Here is a 17,324-nt window from a genome sequence, read left to right as displayed (position 1 = left end):
TCGCAGCCATGGCTTCTTCCGCTCCGCCGATGCCCCGCATCTCGCCGCTGTTCATCCTCATTGCCCTGGTCGGGGGCCTGGGCTGCGGCATCGCTGTCTCCAGCTTCGCGCCGGCCAGTGTCGAAAGCTGGGTCTATGTGCCCGACATTCTGGGCACGCTGTGGCTGCGGGCGCTGCAGATGACCATCGTCCCCCTGGTGGCCGCTCTGCTGGTCACCGGCATCGTCACCGCCGTCGCCGCGGCCAGCGCAGGGCGCATCGCGGGATGGTCGATCGGATTTTTCCTGACCGTGCTGTGGGGCGGCGCGATCATGGCCGCCATCGTCACCCCGCTGCTGCTCCAAAGCTTCCCCATCCCTGCCGAAGCGGCCGCTGCCCTGACCGGCAGCCTGACGCAAAGCGCCGACACCGGCACCGTCCCGTCGATTGCCGACATCATCAAGCAGATGGTGCCGACCAACCCTATTTTCGCCGCCGCCAATGACGCCTTCCTGCCGATGATCGTGTTCGTCGTGATCTTCGCGCTCGCCATCACCCGGCTGGCAGAGCCGCAACGTGCGCTGCTTTCCGGATTTTTCGCGGCGCTGGGCAATGCCATGCTCATCGTCATCGGCTGGGTGCTGATGCTCGCCCCCATCGGCGTCGCAGCGCTTGCCTTCGTGGTCGCCGCGCGGGTCGGCGTGGAGGCGATCGGCGTCTTCCTCCACTATATCCTGATCGTCTCGGCGGTCGGTGCCATCGTCTGGACTGCGGGTTATCCGATCGCGCTGATCGGCGGCAAACGGCGCCTCGGCGACTTCGCCCGCGCCGTGCTGCCCGCGCAGGCCGTGGCGATCTCGACGCAAAGCTCGCTGGCCTCACTGCCCGCCATGCTGCGCGGCGCCAAGACGCTGGGCGTGCGGGAGACCACCGCTGACGTCACCCTGCCGCTGGCAGTCGCGCTGTTCCGTTCCACCGGCCCGGCGATGAACCTGGCCGTTGCCATCTATGTCGCGTGGCTGACCGGCACCGAACTCACACCGCTGGCCCTGTTCTTCGGGGTGGTCGTGGCATCGACCACCACGCTTGGCTCGGTATCGTTGCCCGGATCGATCAGCTTCATCTCCGCCATCGCGCCGATCTGTTTCGCCATGGGCGTGCCGATCGAGCCGCTGGTGCTGCTGCTCGCGGTCGAACAGTTGCCGGACATCGTCCGCACGCTCGGCAATGTCACAAATGATGTCGCAGCCGTCGCTACCGTGGATGCGCGGGCGGGCAGCGATGCGACAGAATCGCTGGAGAAAGGATCAGGCCTGCAGCCCTGAGCTGGTCGAAAGGCGCATCGCAGTAACAGGGAACGCCCTTCGACACGTTCAAGGCTACGGGTTGGGCCATAAGGAGAGAGACCATGCACATGCGTACCCTCGGCGACGGGCTGACCGTCTCGGCCATTGGCATCGGCTGCATGCCGATGATCCGCGGCGGCAACATCACCTACGGCGAACAGGCCGATCCGGATGAGGCGATCAAGACGATCCACCAGGCGATCGACATGGGCGTCACCTTCTTCGACACCGCCCAGATCTATGGCCCCTATCAGAATGAGGAGCTGGTCGGCGAAGCAATCAAGGGCAAGCGTGAAGGCCTCGTCATCGCCACCAAGTTCGGCTTCAAGTTCGATGGCCTCAAGATCACCGGCATCGACGGCTCCCCGGCCAATGCCCGCGCCTCGGTCGAAGGATCGCTGAAGCGGCTCGGAATCGACTGCATCGACCTCTACTACCAGCATCGCATGGACCCCAATGTGCCGATCGAGGAGACGATGGGCGCGCTGTCCGACCTGGTGCGCGAAGGCAAGATCAAGCATATCGGCCTCAGCGAAGCCGCACCCGCCCGCCTGCGTGCCGCCAATGCCGTGCATCAGGTCGCGGCGCTGCAGAGCGAATATTCGCTGTGGGAGCGCGATGTCGAGGACGAGATCCTGACCACCTGCCGCGAGCTCGGCATCGGCTTCGTCCCCTACTCCCCGCTGGGTCGTGGTTTCCTCGCCGGGCAGATCCGCAGCTTCGATGCCATCCCCGAAGACGATTGGCGGCGCAACGATCCGCGCTGGAGCGAGGCGAACTTCGCCACCAACTTCAAGGTGGTGGCAGTGGTCGAGGGCATCGCCGCCGCCCATAACGCCAGCGCCGCGCAGGTCGCGCTCGCCTGGCTGCTGGCGCAGGGGCCGGACATCGTCCCCATCCCCGGCACCAAGCGCCGCATGACGATGGAAGACAGCGTTCGCGCTGCCGATCTGGTACTGACCGCCGAGGACCTTGCCGCACTCGACGCTGCCAGCCCCAAGGGCGCGACCGCTGGCCCGCGCTATGGCGAGTCAGGCATGCGGATGGTGCGGATCTAACCGCTAGCCCGGCAGCCCTGTGTGCCCCTGCGAAGGCAGGGGCCCATCACCCGAAGATGCGGCCAGCACGAACGGACCGGGCGAAACGCAACGGCTGGTGATGGAACCGTCCTTCGCAGGGGAACATAGGCAAATCAGTTTGCGCATGCCATTGCGCCGCAACACGACATCGCTACGACTGCGCCAACTGTCACCCGGAGCCACCCACGCCCATGACCCAGGCCAATGTCTCACGCCGCCTGTTCCTCGCCGGAACCATCGCCACCGCCGCTACCGCGCCCGCCATCCTGCGCGCGCAGGCCAGCATCTGGCGCGATTTTCCCTTCAGCCTGGGCATCGCCTCCGGCGAGCCTGCGCCCGACGGGTTCGTGCTGTGGACGCGACTCGCGCCCGATCCGCTGGCCTCCGACGGCGGCATGCCGATGTCGCCCATGGCGGTGCAATGGGAAGTCGGCAGCGACGACCGCTTCTCCACCATCGTCGCGCAGGGCGAGGAACTGGCCCGCCCCGAACTGGCGCACAGCGTCCATGTCGAGGTCACCGGCCTCCAGCCGGACCGGCCCTATTGGTACCGCTTTACCGCTGGTGGAGAGCGCAGCTTCACCGGGCGGGCACGCACGCTTCCCCTCGCCACCGCCACCCCGGCGCAACTCAAGTTCGCGGTCGCCGGCTGCCAGAATTACGAGGACGGCCTCTACAACGCCTACCGCCACATGGCGCGGGAGGACCTCGCATTCGTCTATCATTATGGCGACTATATCTACGAGTATCGCGGCAGCCCGACCCGCGCCTCCTATTTCAGCGGGGGGCTCTCCGTGCCGGTGCGTGAACATGTCGGCCAGACCTGTTTCAGCCTGTCCGATTATCGCCAGCGCTACGCCCAGACCAAGACCGACACCGATCTGCAGCGCGCCCACGCCGCGCACAGCTTTTTCTCCACCTATGACGATCATGAGATCACCAACAACTGGGTGGCGGACATCGACGGCCTGCCGGAGGGCGGCGCACCGTCCGACATCTTCGCGCTGCGCCGCGCCGCTGCGCTACAGGCCTGGTACGAACATATGCCCGTCCGCCGCTCGATGCTCCCGCGCAACGGCACCATCGCGAACAGCTACCGCTCGGCCCGCTTCGGCACGCTGGCGGAGATCGACCTGCTCGACACACGCTTGTTCCGTTCCGACCAGCCCTGCGGCGATGGCTTCAAGCCGGTGTGCGATGGCGTGTCGGATTCCGCCGCGCAGGTCCTCGGTGCAGAGCAGGAAGCCTGGCTCACCCGCAACATGACCCGCGGCACCGCGCAGTGGAACTGCATGGCCCAGCAGATCATGATGATGAGCCTCGACCGCCGCCGCCGCCGCGAGGAACCCGCAGTCATCAAGAATATGGACAGCTGGGCCGCCTATGAAGTCCCCCGCCAGCGCCTGCTCGCCCGCATGCGCGGCCTTAACAACGTCGTCGTCCTCACTGGCGACGAGCATCAGAATTTCGCGGGGGATCTGGTCTCGGGTGACAGCGTGGTCGCTACCGAATTCGTCGCCACCTCCATCTCGAGCGGCGGCGACGGCAGCGATCTGCGCCCCGGCAGCGAACAGTTCATGGCGTTCAACCCCGAGCTCAAATTCGTCAACGACCAGCGCGGCTATTTGACCTGCGAGGTGACAGCAGAGGCGTGGAAGACCAACTACATGGTCGTCGACAAGGTCAGCACGCGGGACAGCACCCTCAGCAAGCGCGCCACCGCCGAAGTCGCCCACGGCACACCGGGGGTAAGGATAAGCTAGGACCTCCCCGGACCGGGGAGGGGGACCGCCCGAAGGGTGGTGGAGGGGTATCGAGCGCAGCGAGCCTCGGCGCCATCCGACAGCTCGGGAGCTCGCTGCGCTCGCCACCCCTCCGTCTCGCTCCGCTCGCCACCTCCCCGTGCCGGGGAGGTTCTGAGGAAAGACCCCCATGAAATATTACGAAGACCTCATACCCGGCACCATCGCCCGCTACGGCCACTACCCCGTCACGCGCGAGGAAGTGATCGAGTTCGCCAGCAAATACGACCCCCAGCCCTTCCACCTCTCGGACGAAGCCGCCGCGCAAACCTATTTCGGCCGCCTCTCCGCCTCCGGCTGGCACAGCGGCGCGATGATGATGGCGATGATGGTCGAGCATATGCAGGCCGACCCCGTCGCCTCGCTGGGCTCCCCCGGCATCGACGAACTGCGCTGGCTCAAACCCGTCTATCCCGGCGACACGCTGCGCGTCGAAAGCGAACTGCTCGAAAAGCGCCGCTCGAAAAACCGCCCCGACATGGGCATCACCAAATCGCGCACCATCCTCTACAACCAGCATGACGAAGCGGTGCTGAGCGTCATCGCCAACGGACTGGTCCGGGTGCGGGAGCCGGGTGTCGGCATGGCAAATGAACTGACCGACGGCTAACGTCTCCCAGCGCTGACGTCGCGAACCATCGTCGCCCCGGACTTATCGGGGCTGAGCTTTGCTTGTGCATGGGGAGCAAGCCAATCGCCGTGCTAGGCACGGGCCGACGGTGACGGCCCGCGCGCACCTCCGTTGCACCGCTTTGCGCCACCCCATAAACAGCGGCCACGCAGCCGCATAAACCGCGCTTTGCCGAGGCATCAAAACGCATGAACCATCCCATCACCATCACCGAACTGTTTCTAGCGGCGATGCTGATCATCTTCACCCTGCCCTGGCTGGTCTGGCGCGTGTTTCGCACCGATTATTGGGCGCCGCTGGTGGTGGTGCAGATCGTCGGCGGGATATTGCTCGGTCCCGGGGTGCTCGGCGCGGCCTTCCCCGACGCTTACGGCTTCATCTTTCGCCCGGAGGTGATCCAGGCACTGAACGGCATCGCCTGGTGGGCGGTGATGCTGTTTGTCTGGCTGGCGGGTATCGAGCTCGACCTTGAGGACGCCTGGAAGCGCCGTGGCGAAACCGGCGTTACCGCCAGCCTGGCATTGATCGTCCCGCTGCTGTTCGGCGCGGCGGCGGGGAGTGCCATGCTCGCCTACAGCCGCCAGTGGATCGGGCCGCAGGGCACCGACTGGCAGGTGGTGCTGGGCATAGGCATGGCCTCAGCCGTCACCGCGCTGCCCATCCTCGTGCTGCTGATGGAAAAGCTGGAGATCCTGCGCCAGCCGATCGGCCAGCGCATCCTGCGCTACGCCAGCCTCGACGATATCGCCATCTGGGGCGTGCTGGCGCTGATCCTGCTCGATTGGGAGCGGATCGGGCGGCAGGGCGGCTTCCTGCTGTTCTTCGCTGCTGCCAGCTATGCCGTACGCGCGATCATGGCCCGCGTGCCGCAGCGGGACCGCTGGTATGTCGGGCTGATCTGGCTGGCGCTGTGCGGGCTGGTCGCCGACTGGGCGGGGCTGCATTACATGGTCGGCGCATTCCTCGCCGGCGCCATCCTCGATCCCAAATGGTTCGACCGGGAGAGCCTCGACCGGTTCCGCAACACCATATTGCTGGCGGTAATGCCGGTGTTCTTCCTGTCGACCGGGCTCAGGACGACATGGGAAATGGGCGGCATCGCCGTCTTCGCCGCCGCCGCGCTGCTGCTTGCCGCCTCGGTCAGCGGCAAGCTCGTCGGCATCGCTCTCGCCGGCCGCATTCTTGGCTGGGCCAAGGGTGAAGCCTCACTGATCGGCTGGCTGCTTCAGACCAAAGCGCTGATCATGATCATCTTTGCCAACGTCCTGCTCGATCGCGGCATCATCACCAGCGCCACCTTCACCGCGCTGCTCTTAATGGCCGTCGCCAGCACGATGCTGACCACGCCGATGGTGCAGCCGAAGCTGGCGCGGATGCGGGAGGTTATTGCCAAGGGGGGGTGAGGCAGCACGCCGGTCTCGCCCTTCCGCTCATGTCGAGCGAAGTCGAGACACCATCGGCACGGCGCTTGTCGGACGATGTCTCGACTCCGCTCGACATGAGCGGGGGACAGGTCAGTTTGCGGTGGCCCCCGCCTTCTCCGCCGCTATCCGACCCAATGCCTTGGCAAACACTTCTCCGGTCTGCCCGCCCGAGATGACATAGCGCCCCTCGACGATCAGCGTCGGCACCGCGCCGATGCCATTCTGGCGCCAGGTTGCCTCGGCAATCCGCACGGCCTCTCCATAGCGGTCCGACCCGAGCACCGCGGCCGCGTCATCCGCGTCGAGGCCGGCCAACTCCACCACTTCCAGCAGCACGCCATGATCGGAGATGTTGCGCCCGTCGGTGAAATGCGCCGTGAACAGCGCCATCTTCAGCGCCCGCTGCTCCGCCGCGCCGGTCAGCCCGGCCCAGTGCAGCAGGCGATGCGCGTCGAACGTGTTCCAGATGCGGCTGTCCGGCCCACCGTTGATGGTGAAGCCGACATCGGCCGCACGCGCGCGGATCATGTTGCGCGAGCCAGCGGATTGCTCCGGCGTCGCGCCATATTTGCGCGCGACATGCCCGGCGATGTCTTCGCCTTCCGGCGGCATGTCGGGATTCAGTTCGAACGGGTGGAACCGGATATCCGCCTCCACCTGTCCGTCCAGTTGCCGCAGCGCCTCGTCGAGGCCGCCGAGCCCGATCACGCACCACGGGCAGACCACGTCGGAAATGAAATCGATCGACAGGCGCACAGTCATCATCGTCTCCCGAACAGTTTCTCGATATCGCCATGGCCCAGCTTGACCCAGGTCGGACGGCCGTGGTTGCATTGGCCGGAATGGGGGGTGGCCTCCATTTCGCGCAGCAGCGCGTTCATCTCGGCGACGCTCAGCACCCGACCGGCGCGCACGCTGCCATGGCAGGCCATGGTCGCCGCGACATGATCGATGCGCTCGGGTAGGCTGAGCGGGGTATCATGCAAGGCAAGATCGTCGGCGATGTCGGTGAGCAGGCGGGCCGTGTCGACCGTACCGAGCAGCGCCGGGGTCGCACGCACCAGCATCGCCGCCGGGCCGAAGCGTTCGATGTCGAGGCCGAAGGCAGCGAGTTCGGCAGCACGGCCTTCCAGCCGGTCGCAAGCCACTTCGTCGAGCTCGACGACATCGGGCAGCAGCAGGCGCTGCGCGGAAACGCCGCCATCGGTCGCCCCGGCGCGGATCCGTTCCAGCACCAGCCGCTCGTGCGCCGCGTGCTGATCGACCAGCACCAGGCCATCGGCGGCTTCTGCGACGATATAGGTTGCCGCCACCTGCCCGCGCGCGACGCCGAGCGGCGATTCGGCAGGGACAGCGGCGACCGCCAGTTCGGCGCGGGCCGCTGGCGGAGCGATATCGGCAAAGCCCGCAAAGCGCCGGGTCGCATCGCCGACGTGCGGTTCGGGCCTGGTGCTGGCGGCATCGTCATGGCGCGGCCAGACGCCAGGCACGGCAGCGGGCCGATAGCCGGTTTCCGCAGCCGCGCGCCCGGATTGCGACAAGGGGGCGAGGTCCCCTTCCCGCTGCCACAGCCGCATCGCCGCCGCATCAGCGCTCTGCGCGCTGCGATGGCCGGCGGCATCGATGGCACGGCGCAGCCCGGAGACGATCATGCCGCGCACCAGTTGCGGATCGCGGAAGCGCACCTCGGTCTTGGCCGGGTGGACGTTGACATCCACCTGCTCGCCCGGGAGGTCGATGAACAGCGCCACCACCGCATGCCGGTCCCGCGCCATCAGGTCGGCATAGGCACCGCGCACGGCACCGACCAGCAGCCTGTCCTTCACCGGCCGTCCGTTGACGAACAGATATTGATGGTCGGCAATGCCGCGGTGAAAGGTGGGCAGGCCGGCGATGCCGCCCAGTTGCACGCCTTCGCGCTCCAGCTCCACGATCACGCAATTGGCAGCCAGCGCCCGGTCGGTCAGCGCCGCGACGCGCGACGGCCGGTCCTGCCCCGGCGGCACGGACAGGGTCGTTCGGCCGTCATGATCGAGCGTGAAACCGACCGAAGGATTGGCCATCGCCAGCCGCCGCAGCACATCGATGCAGGCGGCATATTCGGAGCGAGGCGAGCGCAGGAACTTGCGCCGCGCCGGCACCGCATCGAACAGGCCCGCAACGGCGACACGCGAACCGGGTGGAATGGCCGCGGGCACAGGTGCAGCCATACGGCCATTGTCCACGCTCAGCGACCAGCCGTCGGCACCGGCCACCCGGCTTTCGAACCGCACGCGCGCCACCGAGGCGATCGAGGGCAGCGCTTCGCCGCGAAAACCGAGCGTGGCGACGCGTTCGATGGCGTCTTCCCCGATCAGGCTTTCCGGCAGTTTCGACGTGGCGTGTCGCTCGAACGCCAGCGGCAGCTCCTCCACCGGTATCCCGCAGCCATCGTCGGTCACGGTGATTCCCGCGATTCCCCCGTCGGACAGCTCGATCGAAATGCGACTGGCACCGGCATCGACGGCATTTTCGACCAATTCTTTCAGCGCACTGGCCGGTCGTTCTACCACTTCACCGGCAGCGATACGATTCACCAGCTTTTCCGGGAGGCGGCGTATTGACATGCTGCCCCTCCTAGCGCAGTCGCAGCGCCACTGCGACCCGTCTGTCCACGTGTTTTAAGGCCCGATTCCCGCCCCTACGGAATCCGGTCAGCGACGCGCTGCGATGGCCGGGCTGAAATCGTTGCCAGGATGAAACAGCTGCTGCCACGCGGTCTCGGGCAAAAGCGCTGTTTTCGACGAATTGGAATTGCTGATGGGTCTGTTTTCGAATCTCTTCAAATTCTCGTCCAACGACATGGCGATCGACTTGGGCACGGCCAACACGCTGGTCTATGTCCGCGGCAAGGGCATCGTGCTCGACGAACCCTCGGTGGTGGCGGTCGAAACCATCAACGGCATCCGCACGACGCGCGCGGTCGGCAACGACGCGAAGATGATGATGGGCAAGACCCCGGAAAGCATCGAAGCCATCCGCCCGCTGCGCGACGGCGTGATCGCCGACATCGACGTTGCAGAAAAGATGATCAAGGAATTCATCCGCAAGGTGTCCGGCGGCAATCCGCGCCCGTGGAGCTACCCTGAAATCGTGATCTGCGTGCCGTCGGGATCGACCAGCGTCGAACGGCGCGCCATCCGCGACGCGGCGCTGAATGCCGGTGCGCGCCAGGTTTTCCTGATCGAGGAACCGATGGCAGCCGCGATCGGCGCGAACATGCCGGTGACCGAGCCGGTCGGCTCAATGGTCGTCGACATCGGCGGCGGCACCACCGAGGTCGCTGTGCTCTCGCTGCGCGGCCTTGCCTACACCAGCTCGGTCCGCGTCGGCGGCGACAAGATGGACGAAGCGATCGTCTCCTACGTCCGCCGCCACCACAATCTGCTGATCGGCGAATCGACTGCCGAGCGCATCAAGAAGGACTTCGGGGTCGCGCGCCGACCCGATGACGGCAAGGGCCAGATTATCCACATCAAGGGCCGCGACCTCGTCAACGGCGTGCCCAAGGAAATCGAGATCAACCAGGGCCAGATTGCCGATGCGCTGGCCGAACCGATCAGCCAGATCGTCGCCGGCGTGCGCAACGTGCTCGAAAACATCCCGCCCGAACTCGCCGCCGACATCGTCGATCAGGGCATCGTGCTGACCGGCGGTGGGGCGCTGGTGCACGATCTCGACACCGTGCTCAGCCGCGAGACCGGCCTGCCGGTGATCATCGCCGAAAACCCGCTGACCTGCGTCGCCATCGGCACGGGCCGGGCGATGGAGGATCCGGTGTACCGCGGCGTCCTCCTCTCCGCCTGATCCAAGGGAGCCTGGCGACCATGGCGTCACCCTCCAGCGGGCGCCGAAGCAGCTACGCACGGCGCGCACAATATGGTGCGTTCGCCGCCAACCTGATTGCGCTGACCGGCATCCTGGTCGGTCTGCTGATGGCTGTCATCTGGGTCGTCGATCCGGTCGGCTTCGGCAATCTGCGGGTGCTGGCGCAGGAGACGGTCGCGCCGGCCGGTCGGGTGATCAATGGCGGGGCCGCCGTCACGCAGGACAGCGGCAACTGGCTGGGCAACTGGTGGCGAGCAGGATCGCAGAATGCAGAGCTCAGGGCCCGGCTCGACCGCGCCAACGCCCAACTGAACCGCGCGCAGGGGCTTCAGGCCGAGAACAGGGAGCTTCGCGCGCTGCTCGGGCTGGCGCGTGGCGACGTCCGTCCGGTGGTGACCGCGCGCCTGCTGTCGACCAGCGCCAGCAGCACGCGGCGCTATGCCATGCTTGATGCCGGGCATGGCGACGGAGTCCGGGTCGGGCAGCCGGTGCGCTCCAGCTCCGGTCTGATCGGGCGCACGCTCGATGTCGGACCCAGCGTCTCACGCGTGCTGCTGATCACTGACAGCCGCAATGTCGTGCCCGCACGGCGGGCGCGCGATGGGCTGGCGGTACTGGTCAATGGGCGCGGCGACGATCTGCTCGACATCCGCACCCTCAACAGCGCCGGATCGGTGCTCAAAGTGGGGGACATCATCGTCACGTCGGGCAGCGGCGGTCTCTACCAGCCGCGCACGCCGGTGGCCCAGGTCGTGCGGCTGACCGCAGACGGCGCGCTCGCCCGCCCGCTGGCGGTACCTGAATCGGCCGTGGCCGTGCTGGTCGAACCGGCATCGGGGATAGACGAAGCGCTTCCCCCGCCGAGCGACGAGGCGGCGCCGGCCACGGTGCCGGCAGGCGCCCCATGAATCGCCGCGGCCTCTCCACCCGCGACGAACAGCCCGATGCTGCGCTGACATCCATCGCCTGGCTGCCGACGATATCGGTAGCGCTGGCATCGATGCTGACCGCCCTGCCCTTCATGCTGGACAGCGCGCTGTTGCCGCCGTTCGGGCTGCTGATGCTGCTGTCCTGGCGACTGATGCGGTCGGACCTGTGGCCGGTGTGGATCGGCATTCCGCTCGGCCTGTGGGACGATCTCTTCTCCGGCCAGCCGCCGGGCAGCGCGATGGCGCTGTGGACCATAGCGCTGCTGGCGATGGACGCGCTCGACGCGCGCATCGTCTGGCGCGATTATCGAATCGACTGGGTGATCGGCGCGCTGGCGATAGCGCTGATCCTGTTCGCCGGCGCGGCGCTGGCGCAGGCCGGCAGCGGCGCCGCCGTACTGCCGCTGGTGATGCCGCAAGTCGTCATCGCCTGGTTCACCCTGCCAGCGGCGATGCTGCTGGTCGGCCGGCTCGACCGGTGGCGGCTGCGGCGATGAAACTGCCATTCTCCCGCTCCGCCAAGCGGCGGCCGCAGCAGGCGCTGCCGCTGATGACCGAAGGCATGCAGCGCATGTCGTTCAGCCGCCGCGCGATGCTGATCGGCGGGGCGCAGCTTGGGGTCGGCGGCCTGCTGGCGGCGCGGATGAGCTACATTTCGATCGTCGACAACAAGCGTTATGCGCTGCTGTCGGAGAGCAACCGGGTCAATCTGACGCTGATTCCGCCGCGCCGCGGCTGGATCGTCGACCGCTATGGCAAGGCGCTCGCCGACAATCGCGTGGCGCTGAGGGTCGACATCATTCCCGACCGGCTCGAAAATCAGGATGCGGTGCTCTCCCGCCTGTCCTCGATCCTCTCTCTCGAACCCGACCGTGTCGACCGCATCCGCCGTGATATCGAGGCGAGCGGCGGCGCGCAGCCGGTCGAGGTGGCGGCGGACCTTAGTGAAACGCTGTTCGCGGCTGTCTCGGTCAACCTGCCCGAACTGCCCGGCGTGGTGCCGGCGCGCGGGTTCGTGCGCAGCTATCCGGCAGGGCCGTCGGTCGCGCATCTGATCGGCTATGTCGGCGCGGCGAGCGCCGAGGAATATGCCGAACGGCGCGATCCGCTGATGCTGACCCCGGGCTTCAAGGTAGGCAAGGACGGGCTCGAAAAGGATTTCGAGGCGGAGCTGCGCGGACGCCCGGGGGCCCGCCGTGCCGAGGTGACCGCCCGTGGCAAGCTGGTGCGCGAGCTCGAAACGCAGGGCGACCAGCCTGGCAGCACGCTGCAACTGACCATCGATGCCGACCTGCAGGACTTTGCCGCGCGGCGCATCGGGCTGGAATCGGGCTCGATGGTGGTCATCGACACTTGGACCGGCGGCATCATGGCGCTGGTCTCGATGCCGGCGTTCGACCCCAACAGCTTCACCGACGGCATCGGCCGGCTCGAGTGGGCGATGCTCAACGAGGATGAGCGCATCCCGCTGCTCAACAAGGCGATGCGCGGCCTCTATCCGCCGGGGTCGACATTGAAGCCGATGGTGGTGCTGGCATTGCAAGCGCACGGCATCGACCCCGAGGAGACGGTCTTCTGTCCCGGCGGCTACCGGCTGGGCAACCGCTTTTTCCGCTGCCTAGGCCGCCATGGCACGATGAACATGACCCATGCCATCGCCAAGAGCTGCAACACCTATTTCTACTCGATGGGCCGCCGCATCGGTTTCGATGCCATTGCGCCGGTCGCCAAGACCCTGGGTCTGGGCCAGGAGTTCGACCTGCCAGGCACCAGCCAGCGCTACGGCACCATTCCCGACAGCGCGTGGAAGCAGCGGCGGTTCAGCCAGGAATGGTCGCAGTCGGACACGCTCAATGCCACCATCGGCCAAGGCTATGTCTCGGTCAGCCCGCTGCAACTGGCGGTGATGAGCGCGCGCATCGCCAGCGGCAGGATGCTGCAGCCCCGGCTGCTGCTGGGCGAGGCCGCACACAATGCCCCGCCGCTGCCGTTTCCGGCCGAGCATCTCGCCGTCGCCCGCCAGGGCATGGACATGGTGGTCAATGGCGCGGGCACCGCGACCCGCAGCCGTCTCGAGATCCCCAATGTCGCGCTGGCCGGCAAGACCGGAACGGCGCAGGTGCGCGGCCTCAACCGCGGCAATGGCAAGGGCGGCGCGTGGCGCTCGCGCGATCATGGCCTGTTCGTCTGCTTCGCCCCGGTCGACAACCCGCGCTATGCCGCATCGGTGGTGATCGAGCATGGCGTCGGCGGCGCACGCGCCGCGGCCCCGGTCGCCAAGGATGTCTTCACCTTCCTCTATGACCGGGAGAAGGCCCTGGCGGCGTTGACCGAGCTGGAAGCCGGCTGGGGCGGCACGCCGAGCGAGCGGCTCGCCCGCCGCTATGCCGCAGTGCAGGCCGCGGCGCGAGGCGTCTCGACGCTGCCGACTCCGCCCGCCGACACCGCCGCCGACGGGGAAACGCGATGAACCGCACGCTCGTCCCCGCCGCCATCGCCGGTGCGCTGCCGTGGAAGCCGATCGGCCTGTTGTTCCTGATCTGCGGGTTCGGCGTGCTGGTGCTCTATTCAGCCGCCGGGGGCAGCTTTTCCCCCTGGGCGGCGCAGCATGGCATCCGCTTCCTGATATTCCTGACGATGGCGATCGTCATTTCCTACGTGCCCGAACAGTTGCTGCGGCCGCTCGCCCTGCCCGGCTATATCGCGATTCTGGTCGCGCTGTTCGGTGTGGAACTGCTCGGCGCGGTCAAGGGTGGCAGCCAGCGCTGGCTCGAACTCGGCTTCATGCGCCTGCAGCCATCCGAATTCATGAAACCCGGCGTGGTGATCGCGCTGGCCCATTTCTATGCGATGCTGCCGCCGGGCCACATCCGCAGCTGGCAGGCGCTGTGGCCGGCTGCTGTGCTGATCGGCCTGCCGTTCGCCCTCGTCATGCTGCAGCCCGATCTCGGTACAGCCATCGCCATCGCGGTCGGCGGTGTTACCGTCTGCTTCCTGGCCGGCCTGCCAATGCGCCTGTTCGTCGGGGCCGGGCTGGCCGGGCTCGCCGCCCTGCCAGTGCTCTATTCGCTGCTGCACGATTACCAGCGCAACCGGGTGCTGATCTTCCTCAATCCGGAGGCCGACCCGCTGGGCACCGGCTATCACATCACCCAGTCCAAGATCGCGATCGGCTCCGGCGGCCTGTTCGGCAAAGGCTTCCTCAACGGCACGCAGAGCCATCTCGACTATCTGCCCGAGGGCCACACCGACTTCGTCTTCGCGACGATGGCGGAGGAATGGGGTCTGCTCGGCGGGCTGCTGCTGATCGCCGGGTTCATGCTGCTGCTGCGCTGGGGCTGGCGGGTCGCCGACCGCAGCCCGAGCCGCTTCGGCCGACTCGCCGCCGGCGGTCTGACGATGACCATCTTCTTCTACATCGCCATCAACCTGCTGATGGTGATGGGGCTGGCCCCGGTGGTCGGCATCCCCCTGCCGTTCATGAGCCACGGCGGATCGTCGATGCTGACCGTGATGATCTGCGTCGGCCTGCTGATGGGCATCGACCGGCAGAGCAAGCTGAGCGGCGGCGGTCTGCGCTGACCGGTGCGGCAACGGACGCGCGCGGCCCGGCGGCGCCAATCCGGTGCAAAGGCGAGCCGGCAGCAAAAAAGCCCAGCTCATGCAGTTGCATCCCCCATGCGACTATGCTAGCGGCCCGCTCTCTCAATGACCGGGCCCCACCAAGGGCCCCGCGGTTCATGGTCGGGGACGCATAGCTCAGTTGGTAGAGCAGCTGACTCTTAATCAGCGGGTCCTAGGTTCGAGCCCTAGTGCGTCCACCAAAAATCCCTGAAAATCCAAGGTTTTACGAGATACCCTCTGACAGGGTGGAACCTGGAAGGTGGCTCTAGGTTCCGTATAGGTTCCACCCCGCCCGCTTGGACGTTGAAAAACAGCCCTGAACGCGGTTGAACAGCGACCACCAAAAGGCGAATCACGAACACTTTACTGATCGGGGAACCGTGGTAGCTTCGGGCCATGAAGCGAGGCACCCAACCCTTATCTTTCAGCCAGTTTTGGCCAGCCAGGCGGCGCGGACGCTGAACCGTGGCCGGGCTCGCGAATTCCTGGATCATCTTTGACGATCTTGCGGATCAGCTTTGCCCTGACGATCTCCTTCAGGGACGCGCTCAAATCCGGGCCGCGCTTGCCGATTGCGAGCGATGGGTTGACCGGCACATCGAATGGCTGAGCAAGGCAAGCTGGATGACCGGCGCCGCTTCTGTCGCTTCACTAGGCCTCGCGGCCATAACTGACCTTAGCGATGGGCCGGCACTTGCAACGACGGCGTTCTTTGCAGGGGGCTTCATCCTTCTCCGGCGAGCACCCTTGTTGGTCCAGGCAAGCATTCTCGATTGGTCGTCGCGCGCTCCGTTGAATGACCCGAAGCTGCGCCCGCTCCGGGATTACCTCGATCGGGCATCAGGAATGCCTGAACCGCTGCACGATCAGGGCGGCAATGCAGTTGAGAAAGAGTTTCTGCAGAACCCCTGGGCAGTGCTGTTATTCTCGGAACGGGAGGAAATACGGCAGCTGCCAACACGTGGGTCGAAGGGTCGCATCCGGGTGCGTTATCCCGAATGGCTGACGGTCAGCAGATCGTCATCACAGGTTTTGAGCGAAGCTCCGGCTCATGGCACGCCCCCTGCCCCGACGGACCCGGATCACGGCAACGCGGATGTCGACCAACGAGAGAAGGTCTCCCCGGTCGCCGCCTCACCGCTCGCAAATGCGAGCGAGCCCATTGGCAGCTCCTCTTCGACGGAGCGTTGGCCATGTGCCTTCGATGACACCGACTTCGATATCCGCCTGCGCATTTTCGAGGACACGGCGCTGTGCGAGGCCCGACCTACGGTCAAATCGCACCAGATCAAGAAATACGTCATCGCAATTCTGTTGGCCCGACGCATCTGGCTGGATGATCCGCAGATGGAGATCGTCGACGTTGCAACCGCTATTGGCGAAAAGGTCGCATCCAATACCGATGGCTACGCCGGGCTGAACTCTTCCAATTCCATCCAATGGATCAAATCGGTGATAGGCGGCACCGGTGAATATGCCAATGTGAAGACCGCGTTCACCGACATCTCCTACGACCCAGCGGAGCATGGCGACGAACAATATCGCCTGTTATTGCAATAATCTTCGATAGGCATCTCGAGTGACCGGCACCGGGCTGTCAGCCTGACCTTTCGCAATCCCGCGAAAGGAGAACTGACATGCCACCTGCAGAACCCGACGGACTGGTCTCGATGAAGGCCTTGATGGCGCTCATCTCGGTGAACAGCCGCGCGACCATCTACAAATATATCGACGAAGTTCCCGACTTTCCGCAGCCGTGCCAGTTCGGAGTGCGGCGTGGTCGCGTGCGCTTCAAGGCCTCGGACGTCCAGCGCTACATCGAGGCGCTGCCGACCCGGTACAACCGGCGCGGCTAGCTAGCCGCCAAGGCCCCCTCCCCTTCCCGTTTCATCGGCACATTGATGCCCCAGCACGCCGGACCTGTCTGTCCGGCGGAGATGACCCATGCCCTTTTTCAATCGGACCACCCACCACCACCGCTACATTTCGCATACCGTCCAGATACCGCGATGCCTTGCCGATGTGCTCGTCCCGCTGGCGGACCGGCTGTTTGCCGACACCATCGACGGCGCGGCCTTCCAGTATGCGATCCGTCCCTTCTTCCTGGGCGAGCGTCCGCGCGCCGCTATTCTGAAGGGCGACGATATCTGGATTTATCTGGAGGGCCCTGTCTACGAAATCGACGGCCAGCCATTTCCGATGGGCGCGCAGATGATTGTCAGCCCCAAAGGTTGGCTCAGTCTTGGGCCAGTCGAAGCGGCCGAACTGCATGCCGAACTGCGCAAGGTGATCGATGCGACGGCCTTCCGGTGGCTGATTCAGAAGGGCCTGCTTGGCGAGGCCGAACCCACACGGCCGCAGCGCGACCGCAAGATCGACGACCCGATTGCCCTTCGCCAGATGGCCGCCGCCGCGGGCCTGTCCGCACAGAAAAGCGAGGCCAGCCATGGATAGCTTTACCGGGAAGACAACAGGATCGGAGGGCTTCGGCTCTGCGATCCGAAGCAGTTTTTCAGTGACACACCACACGCACGGGTGCCTCAAGGATTTCCGCCATTTTCGTGGGGGTCGATGCGCGCGCTCTTTTGGAGGCGCGCTCGGAACCCGCGCATTTGCGCCATTTCGGGAGCGCGCCATTGGCGC

15 protein-coding genes and 1 tRNA gene are annotated in these 17,324 nt (G+C 66.1%); 14 read left to right on the top strand and 2 right to left on the bottom strand.

Annotation, left to right across the window (positions count from 1 at the left end; translation table 11 throughout):
* The first annotated feature begins 8 nt into the window (after window positions 1-8).
* The 5 genes from AC0QC4_RS13955 (at window position 9) to AC0QC4_RS13935 (ending at window position 6,240) form a co-directional block, all read left to right on the top strand.
* Entirely contained in the window at window positions 9-1,304 is a 1,296-nt protein-coding gene (locus AC0QC4_RS13955; RefSeq protein WP_483660516.1) for a dicarboxylate/amino acid:cation symporter, read from the top strand.
* Between the two features lie 83 nt (window positions 1,305-1,387).
* Window positions 1,388-2,383 (top strand): aldo/keto reductase, encoded by a 996-nt coding sequence (locus tag AC0QC4_RS13950; RefSeq protein ID WP_483660515.1) that lies wholly within the window; start codon window positions 1,388-1,390, stop codon window positions 2,381-2,383.
* A gap of 212 nt (window positions 2,384-2,595) precedes the next feature.
* A complete protein-coding gene (locus AC0QC4_RS13945; RefSeq protein WP_483660514.1) occupies window positions 2,596-4,167 on the top strand; it encodes an alkaline phosphatase D family protein in 1,572 nt (523 codons plus the stop codon).
* Between the two features lie 169 nt (window positions 4,168-4,336).
* Complete coding sequence (locus tag AC0QC4_RS13940; RefSeq protein ID WP_483660513.1) at window positions 4,337-4,816, top strand: MaoC family dehydratase; 480 nt, start codon at window positions 4,337-4,339, stop codon at window positions 4,814-4,816.
* Window positions 4,817-5,025: 209 nt separating this feature from the next.
* Complete coding sequence (locus AC0QC4_RS13935) at window positions 5,026-6,240, top strand: cation:proton antiporter (protein WP_483660512.1); 1,215 nt, start codon at window positions 5,026-5,028, stop codon at window positions 6,238-6,240.
* 111 nt (window positions 6,241-6,351) lie between these two features.
* Here AC0QC4_RS13935 and AC0QC4_RS13930 read toward each other — a convergent pair whose 3' ends face one another.
* Both AC0QC4_RS13930 and mutL read right to left on the bottom strand, forming a co-directional pair.
* Window positions 6,352-7,023, bottom strand: coding sequence for a DsbA family oxidoreductase (locus AC0QC4_RS13930; protein WP_483660573.1), 672 nt, complete (start codon window positions 7,021-7,023; stop codon window positions 6,352-6,354).
* A complete protein-coding gene (gene mutL, locus AC0QC4_RS13925; protein ID WP_483660511.1) occupies window positions 7,023-8,867 on the bottom strand; it encodes a DNA mismatch repair endonuclease MutL in 1,845 nt (614 codons plus the stop codon). The genes AC0QC4_RS13930 and mutL overlap by 1 nt, the downstream gene beginning before the upstream one ends.
* Window positions 8,868-9,060: 193 nt before the next feature.
* Between mutL and AC0QC4_RS13920 the strand changes: the two genes are divergently transcribed.
* The 9 genes from AC0QC4_RS13920 (at window position 9,061) to AC0QC4_RS13880 (ending at window position 17,135) form a co-directional block, all read left to right on the top strand.
* Window positions 9,061-10,107, top strand: coding sequence for a rod shape-determining protein (locus AC0QC4_RS13920; protein WP_483660510.1), 1,047 nt, complete (start codon window positions 9,061-9,063; stop codon window positions 10,105-10,107).
* A gap of 20 nt (window positions 10,108-10,127) precedes the next feature.
* Window positions 10,128-11,036, top strand: a complete 909-nt coding sequence (mreC, locus tag AC0QC4_RS13915; protein ID WP_483660509.1) for a rod shape-determining protein MreC — start codon at window positions 10,128-10,130, stop codon at window positions 11,034-11,036.
* Window positions 11,033-11,554: a rod shape-determining protein MreD gene (locus AC0QC4_RS13910; RefSeq protein WP_483660508.1), complete on the top strand. Its 522-nt coding sequence runs from the start codon at window positions 11,033-11,035 to the stop codon at window positions 11,552-11,554. The genes mreC and AC0QC4_RS13910 overlap by 4 nt, the downstream gene beginning before the upstream one ends.
* Window positions 11,551-13,527, top strand: coding sequence for a penicillin-binding protein 2 (gene mrdA, locus AC0QC4_RS13905; RefSeq protein ID WP_483660507.1), 1,977 nt, complete (start codon window positions 11,551-11,553; stop codon window positions 13,525-13,527). The genes AC0QC4_RS13910 and mrdA overlap by 4 nt, the downstream gene beginning before the upstream one ends.
* Window positions 13,524-14,639 (top strand): rod shape-determining protein RodA, encoded by a 1,116-nt coding sequence (gene rodA / locus AC0QC4_RS13900; protein ID WP_483660506.1) that lies wholly within the window; start codon window positions 13,524-13,526, stop codon window positions 14,637-14,639. Before mrdA ends, rodA begins: the two co-directional genes overlap by 4 nt.
* 166 nt (window positions 14,640-14,805) lie before the next feature.
* Window positions 14,806-14,881, top strand: a tRNA-Lys gene (locus AC0QC4_RS13895).
* A 265-nt stretch (window positions 14,882-15,146) separates the two neighbouring features.
* Window positions 15,147-16,241: a hypothetical protein gene (locus AC0QC4_RS13890; RefSeq protein WP_483660505.1), complete on the top strand. Its 1,095-nt coding sequence runs from the start codon at window positions 15,147-15,149 to the stop codon at window positions 16,239-16,241.
* A gap of 77 nt (window positions 16,242-16,318) precedes the next feature.
* Window positions 16,319-16,537 carry a helix-turn-helix transcriptional regulator gene (locus tag AC0QC4_RS13885; RefSeq protein ID WP_483660504.1) on the top strand — a complete coding sequence of 73 codons (219 nt, stop codon included), beginning with the start codon at window positions 16,319-16,321 and terminating at the stop codon, window positions 16,535-16,537.
* Window positions 16,538-16,703: 166 nt separating this feature from the next.
* The gene (locus tag AC0QC4_RS13880; protein ID WP_483660503.1) at window positions 16,704-17,135 is read left to right on the top strand and encodes a hypothetical protein; all 432 of its coding nucleotides are present in this window, start codon (window positions 16,704-16,706) and stop codon (window positions 17,133-17,135) included.
* The last annotated feature ends 189 nt before the right edge of the window (window positions 17,136-17,324 follow it).

This window comes from Sphingomonas sp. jy18 (assembly GCF_056931895.1).
This window is presented reverse-complemented; position numbering and strand designations above follow the sequence as displayed.

What these genes read in the sequence shown, in the direction of transcription:
- AC0QC4_RS13955 (WP_483660516.1), top strand. Translation starts at nt 9, where the DNA reads ATGGCTTCTTCCGCTCCGCCGATGCCCCGCATCTCGCCGCTGTTCATC.
- AC0QC4_RS13950 (WP_483660515.1), top strand. Translation starts at nt 1,388, where the DNA reads ATGCACATGCGTACCCTCGGCGACGGGCTGACCGTCTCGGCCATTGGC.
- AC0QC4_RS13945 (WP_483660514.1), top strand. Translation starts at nt 2,596, where the DNA reads ATGACCCAGGCCAATGTCTCACGCCGCCTGTTCCTCGCCGGAACCATC.
- AC0QC4_RS13940 (WP_483660513.1), top strand. Translation starts at nt 4,337, where the DNA reads ATGAAATATTACGAAGACCTCATACCCGGCACCATCGCCCGCTACGGC.
- AC0QC4_RS13935 (WP_483660512.1), top strand. Translation starts at nt 5,026, where the DNA reads ATGAACCATCCCATCACCATCACCGAACTGTTTCTAGCGGCGATGCTG.
- AC0QC4_RS13930 (WP_483660573.1), bottom strand. Translation starts at nt 7,023, where the DNA reads ATGACTGTGCGCCTGTCGATCGATTTCATTTCCGACGTGGTCTGCCCG.
- mutL (WP_483660511.1), bottom strand. Translation starts at nt 8,867, where the DNA reads ATGTCAATACGCCGCCTCCCGGAAAAGCTGGTGAATCGTATCGCTGCC.
- AC0QC4_RS13920 (WP_483660510.1), top strand. Translation starts at nt 9,061, where the DNA reads ATGGGTCTGTTTTCGAATCTCTTCAAATTCTCGTCCAACGACATGGCG.
- mreC (WP_483660509.1), top strand. Translation starts at nt 10,128, where the DNA reads ATGGCGTCACCCTCCAGCGGGCGCCGAAGCAGCTACGCACGGCGCGCA.
- AC0QC4_RS13910 (WP_483660508.1), top strand. Translation starts at nt 11,033, where the DNA reads ATGAATCGCCGCGGCCTCTCCACCCGCGACGAACAGCCCGATGCTGCG.
- mrdA (WP_483660507.1), top strand. Translation starts at nt 11,551, where the DNA reads ATGAAACTGCCATTCTCCCGCTCCGCCAAGCGGCGGCCGCAGCAGGCG.
- rodA (WP_483660506.1), top strand. Translation starts at nt 13,524, where the DNA reads ATGAACCGCACGCTCGTCCCCGCCGCCATCGCCGGTGCGCTGCCGTGG.
- AC0QC4_RS13885 (WP_483660504.1), top strand. Translation starts at nt 16,319, where the DNA reads ATGCCACCTGCAGAACCCGACGGACTGGTCTCGATGAAGGCCTTGATG.